Below are 20,548 nucleotides of genomic sequence, written 5' to 3' on the forward strand. Positions count from 1 at the left end.
AGACGCAAGACCACTTGTTGACAACGACACCGAAGCAATCGAGCGAAAAACCGACCGTGTTGAAATCGACTTGTTAGTGGCACAAAGAGCTGTAGGAGGAGAGGAACAGTGAGTTTTAAAGCTGTAGGGAAATTTGTCAGCCAAAAATGGTTTGTCAGCTTAATTGGTCTGATTGCTCTGTCACTTATGATCTGGCTGGTTGGCCCGCTCGTGGCCGTTGCAGGTCATGAACCTTTAAAAAGTGAAACCTCTCGTCTTCTGGTACTGCTAGCACTAATGTTTGGCTGGGGTGTCGTGAACATCCGCCAGCAGAAGAAAGAAAAGAAAGAAGAAGATGAAAGCATTCAGAATCTTCTGGAAGTCAATGCGCAAGACGATGAAGAATCCGCTGCCGAAATTGACTTGCTCAAAGAGAGAATTGATCAGGCAATTCAAGTCTTACACAAGACGGGCAAACGCGGAAAGCAAAGCATTTACAAACTGCCTTGGTACGTTTTAATTGGTCCACCGGGAACAGGTAAAACGACGGCACTAGCAAATTCTGGTTTGGAGTTCCCACTTTCTGACAGCTTAGGGCAAGACCCTTTGTCTGGGATTGGTGGAACTCGCCACTGTGACTGGTGGTTCACAAATAAAGCGGTATTAATTGATACGGCTGGTCGCTACACCACGCAAGACAGCCATTCAGAAAAAGACTCAAAAGCTTGGTTGGGTTTCCTTGGGTTACTTAAAAAATACCGTACGAAACGCCCTATCAATGGTGCCATCGTGGCAGTAAGTTTGGTCAGCTTAATGAGCCAGACTCGTACAGAGCGAGGTATGCATGCAAGAGCAATTAAGGCGCGTATTCAGGAGCTGAAAAATCAGCTTGGTATGCAGTTCCCTATTTATATTGTTCTAACCAAAGCTGACCTAATAGCAGGCTTTAATGAATACTTTGCCGATTTAGAGGACGAAGAACGCGATCAATTACTTGGTTTCATGTTCCCTGAGTCTTCAGAAGATGAGAAAGGTGTTATTTCTTTGTTTAACAAAGAATTTCACCATCTTCTGGAAAGCCTTGATAAGCGCATGAACAAGCGTTTAGAGCAGGAAACTGATCTAGACAAGCGAGCACTGATTTTTGAGTTTCCAAAACAGCTAAGAATGCTTCAGGCAAATGTCGATGAGTTTCTAAGCGACATCTTTGCTAAGAATGCCTTCGAAGAATCAACCATGATTCGTGGTGTGTTTATCGTGAGTGCGGTTCAGGAAGGCATGCCAATTGACCGCGTAATGAATGAAACATCATCAGGTCTTGGGCTTTCTCAGCTATCGCTTAAAACCAGCTCTAAAGAGTCAGCGAGTTTCTTCATTCGTTCTCTGTTTGAAGACATTATATTCAGAGAGCAATTCCTTGGCAGTGTGAACCGTCATCATCAAAAGCAGAACCGTTGGGTCAAGCATGGTGCACTGGCATTCAGCTTGGCGAGTGTGGCTGCTTTTGGCGCAATCTGGTTCCAAAGTTTCCAATGGAATAAGCAACTTATCACTGAAACCGATGACCGCATTGCCAATATCGATGAACAAGTGAAGCGAATCGATTTTGATTTCGAAGACAACTTAGTGGAATCCCTTGAGTTGCTCGATGAAATCATGGGGCTACCTATGGGGTATGCCGGATACTACGAAGACGTTGAAGGCATTAAGAAGTTTGGATTGTATCAGGGCGACAAGATAGGGCAGCCAGCGAAAGCTGCCTATCACCAGGCGTTAAATGGCTACTTCTCTAAGCTGTTGGAATCGGCGCTTATCAGTGAGATGGAAGCGAGTCAGTCTCACCGGGAATACTTGTACGAAACTCTTAAAACATACTTGATGCTGTTTAATCCGGAGCGTTTCGATATCGTCCATGTCGAAAGTTGGTTCGAACTCTATTTCGAGAACAACTTCCCAGGTGAGTTCAACGAAGAAAAACGTGCTTCTCTGATGATGCATACCAAGAACTTGTTGGCTAACGACGACCTCGGGCTATACGTGAACAATGACGCAGTCCAAGACGCGCGAAATGTACTTACTCAGTTGCCATTGGCAGAGCGTGCTTATCAGCGTATGAAACTGCAATTCATTAAGAGCCATGTACCTTCATTCCGAATCACAGATGTTATGGGGTCACAAAGCCTTAGTCAGTTTGAACGCAAAAGCGGCAAACCACTTTCTGCAGGAATACCTGGGTTCTACACCTTTAATGGTTTCCACAGTATTTTCCAGATGCAGATTGGACGTACAGTTAAAAACCTGATGGAAGATAACTGGGTCTACGGCGACAACATCGATATTCAGGCGGTAGATCATGATCTTGCGGTTAAAGGTGTACGCGAGCGTTACTACAGAGATTACATCTATGAATGGGAATCTTTGATTAACGATATTGCTCTTAAGTCGACACCAAGTCTAGAACTTAGTCTGATCCAAAGCCGAATTCTCGCGAGTTCTGAGCGTCCGGTGGAATCTTTCCTGAAAGCAGTTCAGAAAGAAGTTTCGTTAACGAAAGTGTCACTTAGCCAAAACGAAAAAGTGGCTGCTGAAGTCGCGACAAAAGCTGCCGATGTTGCGCTGCACAACAAGAAAAACGCTATTGGTCGATTCATGCCTACCGAGAACACAGAGCTGGCTATCAACCTTCCAGGCAAAGAGGTAGAAAGAGCGTTCGAAGGTATCATCAAAATCGAGCAACAGGATTTTGAACTGATCAACCAGTCTCTTGTTGGATTGAGAGAATACTTGTCCGACTTATCAAGTTCAGGTAACAACCAGAAACTGGCATACAAGAGCATTTTAGATGGAACAGTAACTGAAGACGTTGCGCGTTCACTTAAGCGTACCAATCAGATTCTGCCTGCTCCGTTTAATCGTTGGTTAGTTGGTCTTTCACATGAATCAACACGCTTGGCAGAAAAAGGTTCTCAGAATCACTTGAACCAGATCTGGAAAACTCAGGTGGTTAAAGCTTATGAACGAAGCATTGAAGGTCGATACCCATTCAATCCTTCTGCTAAGAATGAAGTGAACCTGAAAGACTTCAAACGCTTCTTTGGTTACGGCGGTACATTAGACAGTTTCTTCTCAGACTACTTGGAGCCGTTTGTCGATACATCCGGACGTGTATGGCGCTTCGAAAAAGAAATTGGAGTGAGCCCTGAGACGTTAGCTGTGTTCCAGCGTGCAGAGAAAATCAGACAGACTTTCTTCGAAACCGATAACTCAGTGAAGATTGAGTTCGGCTTGAGACCAAAATATCTGGACCAACATATTTCTAAGTTCAAGTTAGAGCTGGGTTCACAAAAACTGGTTTACAGCCATGGTCCAGAGCGAACTCAGAATTTGTCTTGGCCTTCAAGCAAGTCGGAAACACGAATTATCTTTATTCCGCCTAACTCATCCAGAGAGATCTCACACACCTACGAAGGTCAATGGGGTCTGTACAAGATGCTCGATCAGTCACTTAAGGCTCGTCCTGAAACACGTAAGGACAACATTGTCATGATTGATCTCAAGGGGAACAAAGTTCAATTGGAGTTAATACCGAGCAGCACCATTAACCCATTCTGGTCGAACGATATGGAGCGATTTACATGTCCTCAAACCTTATAACACCACAATGGGGATATTTTGGAAAAGTGCCGGCTAAAGGGGATTTCATTCAGGAATCCCTTCCACAAGACTTCTTAAAATCATGGCAAGACTGGCAGCAAGCGGTGCTTGCTGTAAGCCGGGAGCAGATGGAAGAATCCTGGACACAGCACTACATGAACGCGCCAATTTGGCACTTTGCGCTTTCACCTAATGTGTGTGGTGAGAACACGGTTATTGGCACCATGATCCCGAGTGTTGATTCTGTTGGAAGATACTACTTCTTTACTCTGGCAAGACCTGTTGAAGGCTCTGCTATCAGCTATTGGCAAGACAGGAAATGGAGCGAAGCCGCGGAGGATCGCGCATTAGAAGTGCTTGATGATAACTTCCAGCTAGAAGCTTGGACTCCACTACTTACAAATGAGCACTGGGAAGCAGTCTTAACCCGTTCGCCAGTGCTTAAAGCAACACCGGTAAACGGTGAGTTTCAAAACCTGTTGTTTGAAGAACAAATTCCGCTTGAAAGCAATCATCTGCTTCAGCATTTACTCAAGACTCAGTTGCCGCGTACATGCTACTGGTGGACCGAAGGTTCAGAGACTATTCCGGCAATTTCAACGTTTACAGATGGCTTGCCGGCCGTCGGACAATTTGCAGCCATGCTAGATGGCAATTGGGATCAATGGAATTGGTAAGGAGTAACGCGAAATGAATTGGAATTTCTTTACCTTTTCAAAAACGCACCCAGGGAAGGTCAGACCCTACAACGAAGATTCTCTACTGGACTTATCTGCAAAGCGTGTCTGGGTTGTAGCGGACGGAATGGGCGGTCATGAAGCCGGTGATATTGCCAGTCAAATGCTGGTCGATACCATCGAAAAGTATGCGAATGAACATCAGGACTTCTCTATTGATGACCTGAGAAAAGCCGTTCTAGAAGCGAACTACGCGATATACGATTACGCAAGAAATAACCTCGATGGGAAAACCATGGGGACAACGTTGGTGCTCTTGTACATTCAGGATGGGTTCTACCACTGCTTGTGGGTAGGCGATAGCCGTATCTATCTTATGAGAAACAACCAGCTAGTCCAAAAAACACGCGATCACAGCCAAGTCATGGATTTGGTTGATCAAGGGCTGCTGAATTTTGACGACGCTGAAAGCCATCCTCTGGCAAATGTGATCACCAGAGCGATAGGAGTGGAACCCGATGTTGTCGTCGATCAGGTGTCTGGGCAACTTGTACCTGGCGATCAATTTCTGCTTTGCAGTGATGGCCTCACTAAAGAGCTTAACAACGCTGAACTGGCGAGAAGCCTTCAGGCGGATGCAGTTGCTCAGTCTGGTTTGGCACTTATGCATTCTGCCTTGGTGAAAGGCGCACAAGACAACGTAACCTGCGCACTGATAAAAGCAACCGCTGCGGAGTACTCGTCTGAGGTTGCACAATCTGATGATGCAACGGTTCCAATTTTCGCAAGGAGTCGATAATGATGTACGAAGCCTCCGATTTTGAATGGATCGAACAAGCACTTCTTCCAATATCTGAAGAAGCGCCAGCAGGTGCCGATCCGCGCTCTGATGTAAGCCCCCAGTCCGCTTACTTTCGTTTGAAAGACCAGCGTATGGTCGCTCGAAATGAAGAACGCAATGCGATCATCGTTGAAGAACCTCTACTCAATTACGTCAATCTCTGGATTCCGTTTCTTGAAACCGTTCCAGAGCAATTGTCCAACCATTCAAAAGATTTGGAACTGGTTGCATGGGTGATTGAGGCGATGACGCGAGCCTATGGGTTCAAAGGATTTGCAGAGGGCTACCAATTAGCTGCTCAACTTATTGAAAACTTCTGGGATCATCTTCATCCGATGCCCGATGAAGATGGAATCGAGACGCGCGTCACTCCAATCATTGGACTAAACGGAATAGAGAAAGAGGGCACTTTGCTGTTTCCTCTGTCTTCCATTCCACTTACAGAGACTCATACGGGTCAGTCATACGCCTACTGGGAGTACCAGCAAGCGGTCGATCTGGAACGTTTAGACGAAGACAAGAAACGTCAAAAACTGGATGGCGGTGCGGTAGAGCTTAAGTCGATTCAAGACGCAGTTAGTCAGTCTTCGAAGGAGTTCTACCAGCAGCTTGGAGAAGACCTTGCGTTAGCCATTGAAGCATTTAATCGATATAGCCAGTCCATGGATGATGCTTGTGGCGAAGTAATGCCAAGTTCTCATATCCAGAAGAAGCTTGAAGCCATTCAATCTGCACTTAACCACTTGGCTGGTGACAGGCTTAAAGCAGATGTGGCAGTAGAAACAGAATTAGAAGAAGTCGTTGAAGAGGCTGCAGACGGAACAGTAGAAACGGTTGCGGTACCTGCAGGTCAGCTGTTAGCGGCGAACTTGGCATCGAGAGAGCATGCCATAGAGCAGCTCAAAAAGATTGCGGAGTTCTTTAAGGAAACTGAACCACATTCTCCCGTTTCGTATTCAATCGAACAGGTAGTGAGGTGGTGTGATATGCCTCTGCCAGATTTGCTGGCAGAGCTTATTTCTGATGGAGAAGCCAAGAACGGCTACTTCCGTTTGGTTGGCATAGTAGACCAAGATGGCGAATAACAAATAAGGGAGAATCCTATGACGAGTATCCACTCGAAACTTTCACGAGTAAGGAAGCCTCGTGTTCATATTACGTATGACGTAGAAACTGAAAATGCTTCACTTAAAAAAGAACTGCCTTTTGTTCTTGGTGTAATGGGTGATTTTGCGGGACACAACACTGAAGCGCTAAAGCCGCTTAAAGACCGTCGCTTTATCCAGATTGATCGCGATAACTTTGACGACGTTCTAAAGAAAATGAGCCCGACTCTGTCGTTTAAAGTGGATAACAAGCTTGCTGATGATGACTCAACGTTTACCGTTGATCTGCGCTTCAATTCCATGAAGGACTTCGAGCCAGCTTCCATCGTAAATCAGGTTGATCCTTTACGTAAGCTAATGGAAACCCGAAACAAACTTCGTGACTTGATGACGAAAGTAGACCGTTCTGAAGAGCTGGAAGACGTACTGGAGTCCGTATTGAATAACACAGACAACTTAGAGAAGTTGGCTGGTGAACTGAACCTCAATGAAGGTGATAAGAAGGAGGGAGATGAGTAATGAGTACTCAAACTGAACAGCAGTTAGACCCTACCGTTGGTGAACAGAGTGCTTCTTTTCTAGAGCAGGCGATTGGTGCGACTAAGCAGACAGAAGCTTCACGTGCGGAAGAGCTGATCAAAACGCTAACTGAAGAAGCGATGAAAGGTACGGTAACCTGGAACAAGAACTTGACCGTAACTTTCCGTGAAGCGATAGCAGCTTTAGATACTCAAATTTCAAAGCAGTTGGCTGCGGTAATGCATCACCCTGAACTTCAGAAGCTTGAGGGTACTTGGCGTGGACTGCAATATTTGACTTCAAATTCAGAAACAAGCGCAACGCTAAAAATTCGTCTGATGAGTATGACGAAGAAAGAGCTTCATAAAGACTTAAGTAAAGCGGTTGAGTTTGACCAAAGCCAGATCTTTAAGAAAGTATACGAATCAGAGTTTGGTAGTGCTGGTGGTGAACCTTACGGTGCACTGATTGGTGACTACGAGTTTACTAACCACCCAGAAGACATTGAGACTCTTGGTCTGATGTCTAACGTCGCAGCAGCGGGCTTTGCTCCGTTCCTTTCAGCGGCATCTCCTGCGCTATTCGGGTTTGATGAGTGGACAGAACTTTCTAAACCACGTGATTTGGAAAAAGTATTTGAATCTCTGGAATACACGCAGTGGCGTTCTTTCCGTGAAAGTGCGGACTCTCGCTTTGTTTCTCTGACTATGCCAAAAGTGCTTGCTCGTTTGCCATACGGTGAAGCAACAGCTCCGGTTGAAGAATTTGGCTATGAAGAGTTTGAAGTTGACCCAGTATCTGGCATTGCGATCAACGCAAACCACAATGATTACTGCTGGATGAACTCGTCTTACGTAATGGGTGCAAAACTGACCGATGCGTTCGCTAAATATGGCTTCTGTACTGCTATTCGTGGTGCTGAAGGCGGTGGCCGCGTAGAAAACTTACCAACGCACTTCTTCCAGAGTGACGATGGCGACCCGGATATGAAATGTCCAACAGAAATTGGCATTACTGACCGTCGAGAAGCAGAGCTTAGTAAACTGGGCTTTTTGCCTCTTTGTCACTATAAAAACACCAACTACGCGGTGTTCTTTGGTGCTCAAACGTGTCAGAAGCCAGCTAAGTACGACAGCCCTGAAGCAACGGCAAACGCGGCAATTTCTGCACGTCTTCCATACATGATGGCGACTTCGCGCTTCGCTCATTATCTGAAGGTTATGGCACGTGACAAGATCGGTAGCTTCATGGAAGCAGAAGACGTTGAGTCATGGCTAAACCGTTGGATCCTGTCTTACGTTAACGCATCAGAAGGTGGCGGTCAGGAAATCCGTGCTAAGTACCCTCTGGCTGATGCAAAAGTACAGGTTAAAGAAATTCCTGGAAGCCCAGGTGCTTACAACGCTGTAGCGTGGTTGAAACCATGGCTACAAATGGAAGAACTGACTACGTCTCTTCGTCTTGTTGCGAAGATCCCTGAGTCAGGCGGTTAATAGGATAGACGGCTGACCCTCGGGTCAGCCATATCATCATGACAGAATTTCATTTTGTAGAACCAGAGCTGTTGATTCACGATGTACAGACACCCCAAGACCCAACCTTGGATGCTATCTGGCTTGACCGTTTTCTTGACTTACAGTCCGATTCACAATCTCTGAAATATTGGTGCGACGCAAACAACATTCGCAGTGTTGAAGAGATGCATCAAAGTTTACTGAGTGTTATTGATCTGATTGATCAGCAATTGAATGAGCAGATAAACGCGATTCTTCATCACGAGGAGTTCCAGGCTTTTGAAGCGGGTTGGCGTGGCGTCGAATATCTGGTGAATCAAAAAGACAGTTTTGGCTCCGAGCAAAGCTCCAAGATAAAGATTTTATCGTGCAGTTGGGAAGAGCTCAGACGGGATAGTCAGCGAGCTATCGAGTTTGACCAAAGTGGTTTGTTCAAACTTGTTTACCAAAATGAATTTTCTACTCCCGGAGGGGAGCCATTTGGTCTGATTGTGGGGAATTATTGCATCTCTCATCAAGCGGGAACCAACAAGCTTGATAGAGACATGACACTGGTTCGGAAGATCAGCCAGACAGCGGCAGCCGCATTCTGCCCGGTTTTGATTTCAGCAACTCCTAGTTTATTCGGAGTTGATGCGTTTTCAGAACTGGCGACGATATTGGATGTGCATGCGCAATTTGACCAAATGGAATATAAGAACTGGCAGGCAGTCCGTGACAGTGAAGATGCCAAATTCGTCGCTGTTACGGTGCCTTATGTTCTTATGCGCCAGCCGTACAAATACGATGGCAGTCGACTGGATGCTTTTGCGTTTAAAGAAAAGGTGACCAATTCAGAAAGCGATATGCTGTGGGGCAGCGCTTCGTTTTGTTTTGCCGCCACAGTGCTAAGAGCCTACAGCGAGTCGGGATGGTTTGCCCATATCAGAGGATTGAAAGCAGGAAGTTACGGACAGGGAGTGATACTTCCACCTGTAGGTAGCCAGATGCAATTCCCGGGTAAAGCGAAAAGACACCGTTCCCCAGTGAATTATCAAATCTCTGAATCAAGAGAGTTGGCGCTATCAGACTGTGGATTTATTCCGCTTTCACCGGTATCAGACAGCCCACTGATTGCCTTTACTTCTAACTCTTCATTGCACAAGCCAAAAGTGTATGAAGAAAAGGGAATCACTGTGAACTCAAGGCTGTCTTCGATGTTGCAATACACATTGTGCGTCGCGCGCATTGCTCACTACATCAAGGTAATGGGACGCGACAAAGTGGGTAGCTATCAAAATGCAGCGAGTATTGAGGGCGATTTCCAACGTTGGTTACATCAGTACACAACAGCGTCAGATGAAGCTTCAGATGAGTTGAGGGCTAAGTACCCGCTCAACGAAGCAAAAATTCAGGTTAAAGAAAAACAAGGCAGTCCTGGGCATTACTACTCGATCATTCATTTGAGACCACATTTCCAACTCGATCAGATGGTTTCAAGTGTCAGATTAATCACCGAGCTTGCTCCGGACAAAACGATATAAATAAGGAAAGTCTCATGTCAGATTGGCAGCAATTAGTACGTCAAGCAAAATTGCAGGAAACACTGGATTCGGTCATCCAGTCAATCAAGTCAAACCCAAAAGATGCCGCTCTCAGAAGCTATTTTATTGAGCTGCTTTGTATTGACGGGCAGTTAGAACGAGCTGACGAACAACTGATGCAGGCTACAAAACTCTTCCCGGAATTCCTGGCTGGTGCAAGCCAGATTCGCCATCTTGTAAAAGCCGCGCAAGCACGAGTTGATTTTGTGCAAGGTGGAGCTACTGCAAACTTCTTAGGTTCCAATGAACAGCAGTACGCCGCATTGACCCAATTGAATCTTGCTATTCACGAGGGGAATGAAGAAGAAGTAGAACGTCTGAGTGAAGAACTTGAATCTTTGAGACCAGAAACGACACTGACCATTAACGGTACTGAGTATCTGGATGTGCGTGATATCGATGATTCATTAAACGGCTTTATCGAACTCTATAGCTCAACAGGTAACTACTATCTGGCACCACTTGATCAGGTTGAATACCTGAACATTAAACCTGTCAGCAACTTGTTGGAAACCATCTGGAGACCAGTCGAGTTCTCTATTAAAGGCATCACGGAAGGTGAAGCTCATATACCTCTGACATATTCTCGTAGCGACAGAGACGCGAACAAGCTAGGAAAAGAGACGGATTGGCATCCAGTCGTTGAAGACAAGGTGTTTGTCGGTCATGGACAAAAAGTCTGGCTAGCGGGTGAAAGTGCACTGCCATTAGCCACCATCGAAAATATCGAGAAAGAAAAGCAAGAAGCTGAAGCGTAGTAGATAGCGGATGGAAAATAGATCCCATGTTGGCAATGGCGTTTCTTTGCTAGACAAGCTTATCGATTTAGACCCGAGTACGACTGTTGATACTCAGTTTCCACTGAGTAATCAACAGGTAGTGAAAGGACTGATAAGAGACGTAGAAGCGTTGCTCAATACTCGTCTGAGTTGGGTAAAAGTTGATAACGACTTACCAGAGTTACGGCAGTCACTTTTAACTTATGGCTTGCCAGATTTTTCTTCGATGCCTTTCAGTAGCAAGGATGGGCAGCAGCACCTGTGCAGAATTGTGAGAGAAACAATCTTAGAGTTTGAACCTCGGTTCAAGGAAGTTCTTGTTGCGATTATTGAAGACAAAGAACAGCTAGACAGGATTTTGCGCCTGCGGATTAATGCCGTCTATGAGCTAGGTAAAAAGCACCATGAACTGGTGTTAGATTCCGAAGTAGAACCGGTAAGTTTAGGAATAACGGTGAGTGAATCGGCATGAGTGATGAATTCTTAAAGTATTACAACCGTGAGCTCGCGTATCTACGACACAAAGGTCAAGAGTTTGGTGCAACTTATCCGAAAATCGCGGCACGGCTGAAATTGAGCGAGGAACAGGTTGAAGATCCTCACGTTGCCAGAATCATGGAAGGCTGCGCTTTTCTTACTGCACAGATTCGTCAGAGTCTGGATAACAGTTTCCCTCAATTGACGGAAGCACTTATTGGTCAGTTATTTCCCGACTTCCACGCTCCGATTCCATCGATGAGTGTGGTTAAAATTGACAGCGATGAGTCGGCGACATCTAAGGTAACAGTAAAGAAAGGTGAGTCGGTTACTTTTGATGCCCCTGGGTTTAAGGCTTGTCAGTTCAGAACATGTTATGAAACCGACGTGCTCCCGTTAAATATCAGTGAAGCGTCGTTTGAAAATGCACCCTTTAGAGGGCAGTTGCTCGATATTGAAAAAGAAGCTAAATCGGTACTCAAACTCACTCTGAAAGGGGCTAGTAAAGAAATTGAGATCAATGGGCTGAACTTTGACTCTCTGCGCCTGTTCTTTAACGGGCAACCTCAGGTCACTTACAAATTACTTCAGTTCTTCCTTCAGTCAGCCATCGGTATGGCTGTAGTTGTGGATGATGAAACTCGGCGTCAGTTAACTCCACGCCATATTAAACCTGTGGGTTACGAGGCAGAACACTCCGTTGTGCCTTACAGCAAAAGAAGTTTTGTTGGTAGCCGCTTATTGGTTGAATACTTCCTGTTCCCAGAAAAATTCCTGTTTGCTGATTTGCTTAACCTGGAATCCGCTTGGTTTGGCGATCAAGACGAGGCTGAATTCTGGATTTACTTTGATCAAAGTTGTGACTGGCTTGAGAAGCAGGTGACAAAAGACACCGTTCTTCTTGGCTGCACACCGGTGATAAACATGTTCAGCCACGCGATGGAGCCGACTCGAATTGTAGCATCGGAGTACGAGTTCCCGCTTTATCCAGAGCACCTCGAACCCGACACAACCGAAGTGATTGGTATTCAGGAGATAGGTGTTCGTAGCTGGCAGATGAAATATCAGAGCCTGCCGCCGTTTTACGCAGGGGAACATACAAACTACCTTTCTGAACACGAAATTTACTGGACGATGCGCCGTGAAGATAAAAGCTGGGCTGGTGGGTTTGATGAGCCTGGACGAGATGTCTATGTTTCATTTGTCGATAAAGAACACAAACTGTTTACACCCGACAGCAAAGACAATTGGGTGATGTCAGCTCAGGCATGGTGTTGTAATCGGAACCTGCCTAAGAAGCTTCCTTTTGGTGGTGGAATGCCCAACGTCAACTTACCGGACGTAAAAGATAACTTCGACAGCACTAAGTGTCTGGTTGCACCAACAGAAACGATTCGTCCGTCCATGGATGCAAGTTCCCGCTGGCAATTTGCCAAGCTACTGACTCTGTCTCATTTCTCTGGTTCTGATGGACTAAAAACGTTACGAGAAACTCTTAATCTCTATGCATTCAAAGCGTCACCAGAATCTAAAGCCATGATTGATTCAATCGTATCTATGGACGCCAAGCCCGCAACTGGGCGAGTGAATCAGAAAGGGCGAGTGGGTTTCTGTCATGGCACCGAAATTACTCTTGAAGTTTCTGACAGTGCCCAATCGGAAGAGCAAATCTTCTTCCTGGGCAATGTATTGTCGACGTTCTTTGCACAGTATGCCGAGATCAATACATTTACCAAGCTCTGTATTCGGTTAAAGAGTTCAGGAGACGTTTTTCATCGTTGGCCTGCTTTGTGCGGTGACAAGGTGTTGCTATGAAGCAAGAAAAGTTTCTGGAAAGCCTTGATAAAGAAAAACTGTTCGAATCGCTTCATTTGATTGAGCAATTTCTTCTGAAATCTGAGTCGAACTTAGGAACGGATCATCTTCCAAGTCAGGAAAATATCGAACTCAAAGTTGCGCAGCAATTGGGTTATGAGATTGGAGAATTCACCAAAATAAAGCCTAAGCACAATCAGAGTTTGATTGTAATGACCAATCTGATTGGGCTGACAGGAGAAAATGGTGTTCTGCCCAAGCACTACAGTGAGTTGATCCTACAAAGGTTGAAAGCGGATGATCCAACGCTTCAGGACTTTCTGGACATTTTCAACCACCGAATCTTGTCACTTTTCTACCGAACCTGGCAAAACTTTCAGCCAACAGTTCAGCATCGAAGAGTATCCCAGAATACGTTCTCACCTTGGGATCAGGTGTTGACGTCCCTTACTGGCAACCTTGGTGACAGGGCTATCCATTGGGGTGGGCTTTTTGGCAAACCAGTCAAAAGCCGGGGTGCCATCCAGGCTTGCCTGGAATCCCTTTCCGGTTGTGAAGTCGAAATTCATGACTTTAAAGGGAAGTGGATGCAGCTAACCAGCGATGAGCAAACACGTTTGTGTTCGAAGAAGATGCCAGAAGGGCAGTTTTCCGAACTTGGACGAGGGGCGAGCCTGGGGCAAAAGGCCTGGAACGTAAATGCTGGATTTACCGTTGAATTCACCGCAAAAGGGCAGGACCAAGTACACGGCATGATGCCCAAAGGTGAGCGAATCACAGAAATAAAAGCGCTTTGTCAGGATTTACTGGGCGAAACCGCATCAATTGAATGGACTCTGACGGCTGAATATAAGCATTTGCCCAAAGTGCAACTCAAAAAAGGTGGGGGCAGGCTAGCGCTTGGCAGTGTACTCGCTCCACACAAACGATCTGAAAACAACACTATCACTATCCGAATTTAAGCAACATCAGTTAGGCGATATATAAGGAAATATCCATGACATCACTATCTTTAGCTGCACTAGTGGAGAGGCTAACTCCAGATGCAAAAGCATCACTAGAGCAGGCAGCGGCACTGGCGAGTAGCCGAACTCACCACAGTATTGAAATGACCCACTGGTTAATTACTATCTTGCAACAGCAAGGTACGGTAATTCAGACTGTATCTGAAGAGTTTGGATTGAACGTCTTCAAGCTTGAAGATGATATTCAAAACAGCTTAGAGAAACTGAAAACAGGCTGCCAGACTGTACCAGGCTTGTCAGCGCATACAGTGACTATTCTGAAGAGTGCTTGGATGGTGTCCAGCATCGAGTTCTCAGATGAGCAGATTGATGTAATTCACCTGTTATATGCGCTGTTAAACGACGATACGTTGTTTGCTGTTACCTCTGCCTTTGGTCAGGAGCTCGATAAAATTAGCCCCGAAGCTTTGCTGCATTTCTGGCACAGCGCCGATCGCAAGACTCAGCAAGCTGCGCCAGCGCAAAAAGCGTCGACTAAGGCACTTGACCAGTTCACCATTGACCTGACAGATCAAGCAAAGGCAGGTGAAATCGATCCAGTTGTAGGTCGAGATAATGAGATTCGCCTGATGATCGACATCTTGCTAAGACGTCGTCAGAACAACCCGATTCTGACAGGCGAAGCAGGTGTAGGTAAAACAGCTGTAGTTGAAGGTTTGGCGTTAAAAGTGGTTCAGGGAGATGTACCACCTGCGCTACAAGGGGTTTCAATTAAGTCTCTGGATCTGGCTTTGCTTCAGGCAGGTGCAGGCATGAAAGGTGAATTTGAAAACCGACTTAAGTCTGTGGTCAAAGAAGTGAACGATTCGCCTACACCTATCATTATGTTTATAGACGAAGCACATGGCTTAATCGGAAGTGGTGGTCAGGCAGGGCAAAGTGATGCTGCAAATATTCTCAAACCAGCCTTAGCTCGTGGAGAGCTACGTACTATTGCCGCGACTACATGGGCAGAATACAAAAAATACGTAGAGAAAGACGCCGCTTTAACTCGTCGGTTTCAGGTTGTTCAAGTTGAAGAACCAGCTCCAGAACTCGCAGTGGAAATGCTCCGTGGGTTAGTTCCTGTCATGGAAGGTCACCACGGTGTCCACATTACCAATGAAGCATTAAAAGCCGCTGTGTATCTATCAGATCGATACATACATGGTCGCCAACTTCCGGACAAAGCCGTGTCTGTTTTAGATACTGCCTGTTCCCGTGTAGCGCTTAGCCAGTCGGCAATGCCTGGGCAGCTAGAAGCTCTTGAAAAAACGCTCGAACAAAAAGTTGCTCAAATTGAGCAGTTGGAAAAAGAGCAGGCTCTAGGTCATTCGCATACTGATGTCCTTGCCGCTTTAAGCAGTGAAAGTGATGAGTTAAAAGCGGAGATTTCTGAGCTTAAATCAGTTTGGGAAAAAGAATCTGAGTTAGTTAGCCAGTCTAAGCAATTAAAAACAGAAGTTCTGGAAGACAAAATCGAAGGTGCCTTAGAAAAGCTGGTTGAAGTCGAAGCGACGCTAGCAGAAAACAAGACGCCACTTGTATTCTCACACGTTAATGAGGCGTTAGTTTCTGAAATCGTATCAGACTGGACAGGTATTCCACTTGGCAAACTTCAGAATGATGAGATTAACAGTCTTCTGACATTAAAAGAGAAGCTATGCGAAAGGGTTGTCGGTCAAGATCACGCTTTGCATACTATGTCTGAAGTCATCAAGACTGCTCGCGCCCAGCTTAATGAAGAAACCAAGCCTAATGGTATTTTCTTCCTGACCGGACCGAGTGGTGTCGGTAAGACGGAATCTGCACTGGCAATCGCAGAGCAGGTTTATGGCAGCGAGGATAACGTAACGGTTATCAACATGTCGGAATTTAAAGAGGAACATAAAGTTTCTCTGCTTCTGGGATCCCCTCCAGGCTACGTAGGGTACGGTGAAGGTGGTGTTCTGACTGAGGCTGTCAGAAGAAAGCCATACAGCGTTATTTTGCTTGATGAGATGGAAAAAGCGCACCCTGGGGTTCAGGATGTGTTCTATCAAGTCTTTGATAAAGGAACCATAAAAGATGGTGAAGGGCGCGACATTGATTTTCGCAATACCATAATTATCATGACTTCGAACGCTGGCACTGATACCACCATGGAGCTGTTCCAGGATCCTGAGCTTGCCCCAGATATTGATGGGTTGAGAACCGCTTTGCGTGATGACTTGCTAGAAAGCTTCAAACCTGCATTCCTCGGTCGAGTTAATGTGATTCCATATGTGCCTCTAAATCGTGATGTTCTGACTGAAATCGCGAAAATACAGCTGAACAAAATTGGTAAGCGCCTGGCAGCTAATTACAGCGCAGAGTTTGAATATTCTGATGAGCTCGTAGGTGCACTTATCGACAATTGTAATGAAGAGGGTAGTGGCGCTCGAGCAATACAGACAATTATTCAAAATAGCCTACTGCCTAAGATTTCAGATGAGGTACTTATCGCTATATCGGAAGATAAATCTATTAATAAATTAGTTATTAAAGGCGAGCTGGATAATATATCTATCAAGATTAAATAACTCATTTGTCATTAAATAGAATTAAATGCGGTGCAATTCAAATTAAGTGTTTTTTCCTTAATTTAAGCTATTAAAATGATTGAATATAAGTTATAAAAACGCATATTTAATTAGTCGTAAATGACTTAATTGTAATTAACTTCCCAATACAAATTTCTGTATTGGGATAATTCCTTGCTCATTAAATTGAGTTGAAATAATCAATGCTATAGGAGATTAGCATGCAGTCAAATACATACCTTAAATACGCTGATATTAAAGGTGAAGCTACTGCTGAGCAGTACAAGGATCTGATCACTCTACTTTCTGTTGATTGGAGCGTTGGTCGTGAAATTACTTCTTACACTGGTACAGCACAAGACCGTGAAGCAAGTTCTACTCGTCTTTACGACTTGACTATTACTAAACTTCAAGACCGTGCTTCTCCAGACCTGTTCAAAGAAGCGACTATCGGTAAAGGTAAACCAGCTGTTTTCCACATCACTAAGCAAGGTGAAAAAGTGGAAGAAATCATGAAGATCGAACTAACTGATGCAATGATTTCTAACTACGCTGTGTCTATCCAAGACGACCGTCCAGTTGAAACAATCACTATTTCTTACACTGAAATGATGATGACTGTTACTCCAACTGACGACAAGAACAACACTGTTGCTCCTCTTGTTTACGGTTACAGCGGCGTTAAAGGTCAGCAAATGTAATTCATGTTGCGGGGCAGCGATGCCCCGCACTTGTTTCAATCAGTAAGAAGTTTGTAATGAAAAAAGCGACACAAAGTAATAACTTTATAAAGATCTCTACAGCATTTGGGTACGACTCAATTATTCTGAATAGCTTCCAATATTACGAAGGACTTTCAGAACTTTTCTCACTACAAGCTTTAGCCTATTTCAATGGCACTCAAGGGGATTTATCCCAAGTTATCGGCAAGCCAGCAGTTATTCTTATGGATAACAACGCACTTGTTACAGAAGACCCAAGATATTTTCATGGTGTAGTTACCAATGCTCGTATTTTAGGCAGCCGAGTTACTTCTGGGCACGAAGGTGAAAATTATAAAGATATTGAACTAACAATTCGCCCTAGACTGGCACTTTGTGAGTTTCGGAAAAATAATCGAATTTTCCAAAATAAAGATGTAAAAGAAATAATTTCATTAATATTAGGCGAGCATGCTGTAGAGTTTGCACTGAAATTAAATAAAACCTATCCAAAATATACATTCAAAGTTCAATATAACGAAAGCGATCTTGAATTTATTCTAAGACTTTTATCAGAAGAAGGTATTAGTTTTAGTTTTATCCATGAAGAATCTGGTCACAAGCTAGAGTTATTTGATGATTTAAGTTTCTACCAACCTAGTACTGAAGCGGCTATTTCTCATAGCACTGGCAGTTCAGAATTTGCACATGTTTCTTCCTGGCAGGAAACGCAATCGATCACGACAAAAGCGAGTTGTTTGTCCGGCTTTGATATGTTGAAGCCGAATAGCCTTCCTAGTCATAACGTTCAGATGAAGCCTGCCTCTTACACACCTCCAATGAGTGAATACTACGAATACATGGGGGAAGAGGAAACAGGCGATAAATATGCATACAAGAACCAGCACATTCTTGAATCGCTTCAACGTGAAAGCCAAATTTTTTCAGGTACGGCAAGCTGTCGTACTTTTACCACGGGTCAAACTTTTAAGTTTGATGCCCATGAAGACAAAGCGTTTGTCGGTAAAGAGTTTGTTCTGACCCATGTCTCTGTGAATGCTTCGGTGTTTAACCAGACAGGTAGTCACGGAAATGCAGGGCAGGGAGTAGAAGTACAATTCTACTGCATGGATGTGAAAAAACTTTTCCGTCCACCGCTGCCTAAAGCGAAGCCTAGAATCCAAGGTATTCAGACTGCCATAGTAACGGGTCCGAGTGAAGGCGACATTCACGTTGATAAGCATGGTCGAATAAAGGTCCAGTTCCACTGGGATCGTGAAGGTAAACGAGACGCACAAAGTTCTTGCTGGATCCGTGTTGCGCAGCAGAGCGCGGGTAACGGATGGGGAAGTACTTTTCTTCCTCGCGTAGGGCAGGAAGTGATCGTCGAGTTTGTTAACGGCGATCCTGATCAACCGATTGTTATGGGTGTGCTTTACAACGGTGCTAATGGGACCCCATATGCTCTGCCCGACAAGAAAACGCAAAGTGGTATCAAGAGTCGCTCTGTAAAAGGAGGCGCTAGCAACTTTAATGAGGTGCGCTTTGAAGACAAGCCAGGAAAAGAGCTTTTGTATCTTCACGCAGAGAAAGACTATCAATCGGTTGTGGAAAACAACGCAGACATACTTGTTGAAAACGACAAAGTACAAACAGTCACCAACAATGAAGCACATAACGTCGGTAAGAATTTAAGTGTCGATGTTGGTGAAATTCTCTCTCTTACCGCAGGAAAAAGCATTGAACTAAAGGTTGGTGGCGCGTCCATCACTATGTCGAGTTCTGGTGAAATAAACATCAAAGGCAACCAAGTCGCCATAAACGGATCAGCGATAGATTTGAAAGCCGGAAAGATCGCTCTGAACTAAGTAGAAAACCTTATTTGGACGACAGAAAGTTCAATTTATTAGAAGTGCAATAAGTTGGAAGTTGAATGCCACTGACATTTGAACCACTGGTTCTCAAAGTTGGAAAACATGATTTGGTGGATGTTCTGAAAGGCGAGAGTGAATTCTCATCTGACTGGGAAGACTCGAAAGATTTTTGTGGTGTGGCTAACCGAATTATTAAAGGTCAATCTGAAAGTAAGATAGAACGCCTGCGCAACATCGCTAAACGGAATATCAATTACTTGGAGCAGAATAAAGAATCTGCTCCTTGCGTCGTTTTGCTTCCTGAAAAAGAAAGTGGGGAAGATTACAGCGTGTTGTATACAGATTTAAAGCAGTACTTTGGTCCCCTGCAAAGCAGTGCACCAAAACTTATCTACCCCTTTGGCAGGGCGTCATTTCTGATGTCTTTTAAGAAGCTAAGCCGTTTGCTGGATGAGCACGAATCAGGAGTCTGGGTTTTAGGGATAGATACAGATGCAGCGTTCCTTAAAAAGGAGCAAGAAGAAGAGCCAAAAGAGGTGGCGTGCAACGACAGCTTTTTCTTAGTCAAAGTTAAGAAAAGTAAAAACGGCTTGAATTACGGTTGGGGGCTCATTGATGTATCTACTCTTGATAAGCAAGTTGGAGAAAGTACTCGCTTTATATTCAGAGCCAGTGCGAAGCGAGCAAAGCAGCGTTATAGCCATCTCTCATTACCTTTTGCAGTTCCTAAAGATGCCGTATCTGACTGGAACAGCGAAATACACCATTTACATAAATATTTAAATGAAAACACAGAGTTCAAATTTCTCGAGACAACATTTGGTGATTTAGGCGCTAACAGTGGCTTATGGAAAGTGATTCACACTTCAAATGTGCAAGAGAAAGATCCTGTGAATGGCTTTTGTCATTTTCAAATGGACGTCTCTGATAACAATTTTAGAGCAGCCGCCTCATTTACATGGCAGTTATAAAGAGCTTAGGTATCAATGATTAGGGAAAATTTTAGCAATACAATCCAACGAGGAACTGAGAAATTTACATTCTCATCTCAGAATCAAGGGAAAGGTACAGCAAAGGTATTCCAGAGTGAAAACGAAGCCATCAACTTTGTTGCGCAGTTCTTTTCTCGTTCAGACTCCCAATCATTGCAATTACTAGGTGAACTGAACAATGTTTCCGGTTTCCAATCTCTTTCTCCGTTAAAACCTGAAGAGCGTCTCCCTGCTCAAGCAAAGCACCTCGGGAAACTACTCTATCAACAGCAATTATTCTGTAGTGTTGAAGTGAGTGCACCACCCATTTCGTCATCTGTTCCCATTGAGTTGGAATACAGTGAACCGGAAGAAGAAAAACGACCTTCGGACGGCAAAAGCTGAAGAGGAGCAAAATGAGAACGCAACCAGTGATGAAGACACTCCGGTCAGTGCCAAAGAACACGAAACTGGAGGTGACCCTGTTTCAATG

The 20,548-nt window shown here is 44.6% G+C and carries 15 protein-coding genes; all 15 read left to right on the plus strand.

Annotation, left to right across the window (positions count from 1 at the left end; genetic code table 11):
* The first annotated feature begins 108 nt into the window (after nucleotides 1–108).
* Complete coding sequence (tssM, locus tag RH89_RS27135; protein WP_004408926.1) at nucleotides 109–3,633, plus strand: type VI secretion system membrane subunit TssM; 3,525 nt, start codon at nucleotides 109–111, stop codon at nucleotides 3,631–3,633.
* Complete coding sequence (gene tagF, locus RH89_RS27140) at nucleotides 3,615–4,310, plus strand: type VI secretion system-associated protein TagF (protein WP_004408927.1); 696 nt, start codon at nucleotides 3,615–3,617, stop codon at nucleotides 4,308–4,310. The genes tssM and tagF overlap by 19 nt, the downstream gene beginning before the upstream one ends.
* Nucleotides 4,311–4,323: 13 nt before the next feature.
* Nucleotides 4,324–5,109 (plus strand): PP2C family protein-serine/threonine phosphatase, encoded by a 786-nt coding sequence (locus RH89_RS27145; RefSeq protein ID WP_004408928.1) that lies wholly within the window; start codon nucleotides 4,324–4,326, stop codon nucleotides 5,107–5,109.
* Nucleotides 5,109–6,236, plus strand: coding sequence for a type VI secretion system protein TssA (gene tssA / locus RH89_RS27150; protein WP_004408929.1), 1,128 nt, complete (start codon nucleotides 5,109–5,111; stop codon nucleotides 6,234–6,236). Before RH89_RS27145 ends, tssA begins: the two co-directional genes overlap by 1 nt.
* A gap of 18 nt (nucleotides 6,237–6,254) precedes the next feature.
* Nucleotides 6,255–6,776, plus strand: coding sequence for a type VI secretion system contractile sheath small subunit (gene tssB / locus RH89_RS27155; protein WP_004408930.1), 522 nt, complete (start codon nucleotides 6,255–6,257; stop codon nucleotides 6,774–6,776).
* A complete protein-coding gene (gene tssC, locus RH89_RS27160) occupies nucleotides 6,776–8,269 on the plus strand; it encodes a type VI secretion system contractile sheath large subunit (RefSeq protein WP_004408931.1) in 1,494 nt (497 codons plus the stop codon). The genes tssB and tssC (RH89_RS27160) overlap by 1 nt, the downstream gene beginning before the upstream one ends.
* A 38-nt stretch (nucleotides 8,270–8,307) precedes the next feature.
* Entirely contained in the window at nucleotides 8,308–9,813 is a 1,506-nt protein-coding gene (gene tssC, locus RH89_RS27165; RefSeq protein WP_004408932.1) for a type VI secretion system contractile sheath large subunit, read from the plus strand.
* A gap of 14 nt (nucleotides 9,814–9,827) precedes the next feature.
* Nucleotides 9,828–10,631 (plus strand): type VI secretion system accessory protein TagJ, encoded by an 804-nt coding sequence (locus RH89_RS27170; RefSeq protein ID WP_004408933.1) that lies wholly within the window; start codon nucleotides 9,828–9,830, stop codon nucleotides 10,629–10,631.
* Nucleotides 10,632–10,641: 10 nt separating this feature from the next.
* Entirely contained in the window at nucleotides 10,642–11,124 is a 483-nt protein-coding gene (gene tssE, locus RH89_RS27175) for a type VI secretion system baseplate subunit TssE (protein ID WP_004408937.1), read from the plus strand.
* Entirely contained in the window at nucleotides 11,121–12,944 is a 1,824-nt protein-coding gene (gene tssF, locus RH89_RS27180; RefSeq protein WP_004408938.1) for a type VI secretion system baseplate subunit TssF, read from the plus strand. The genes tssE and tssF overlap by 4 nt, the downstream gene beginning before the upstream one ends.
* Nucleotides 12,941–13,906, plus strand: coding sequence for a type VI secretion system baseplate subunit TssG (gene tssG, locus RH89_RS27185; RefSeq protein WP_004408940.1), 966 nt, complete (start codon nucleotides 12,941–12,943; stop codon nucleotides 13,904–13,906). The genes tssF and tssG overlap by 4 nt, the downstream gene beginning before the upstream one ends.
* A gap of 35 nt (nucleotides 13,907–13,941) precedes the next feature.
* Nucleotides 13,942–16,509, plus strand: coding sequence for a type VI secretion system ATPase TssH (gene tssH, locus RH89_RS27190; RefSeq protein WP_004408944.1), 2,568 nt, complete (start codon nucleotides 13,942–13,944; stop codon nucleotides 16,507–16,509).
* A gap of 221 nt (nucleotides 16,510–16,730) precedes the next feature.
* Nucleotides 16,731–17,210 (plus strand): Hcp family type VI secretion system effector, encoded by a 480-nt coding sequence (locus RH89_RS27195; protein ID WP_004408945.1) that lies wholly within the window; start codon nucleotides 16,731–16,733, stop codon nucleotides 17,208–17,210.
* Nucleotides 17,211–17,266: 56 nt separating this feature from the next.
* Nucleotides 17,267–19,078 carry a type VI secretion system tip protein TssI/VgrG gene (gene tssI, locus RH89_RS27200; protein ID WP_004408947.1) on the plus strand — a complete coding sequence of 604 codons (1,812 nt, stop codon included), beginning with the start codon at nucleotides 17,267–17,269 and terminating at the stop codon, nucleotides 19,076–19,078.
* 65 nt (nucleotides 19,079–19,143) lie between these two features.
* Complete coding sequence (locus RH89_RS27205) at nucleotides 19,144–20,055, plus strand: hypothetical protein (RefSeq protein WP_004408949.1); 912 nt, start codon at nucleotides 19,144–19,146, stop codon at nucleotides 20,053–20,055.
* The last annotated feature ends 493 nt before the right edge of the window (nucleotides 20,056–20,548 follow it).

The sequence above is a fragment of the Vibrio nigripulchritudo ATCC 27043 genome (assembly GCF_000222685.1).
Taxonomy (GTDB): domain Bacteria; phylum Pseudomonadota; class Gammaproteobacteria; order Enterobacterales; family Vibrionaceae; genus Vibrio; species Vibrio nigripulchritudo.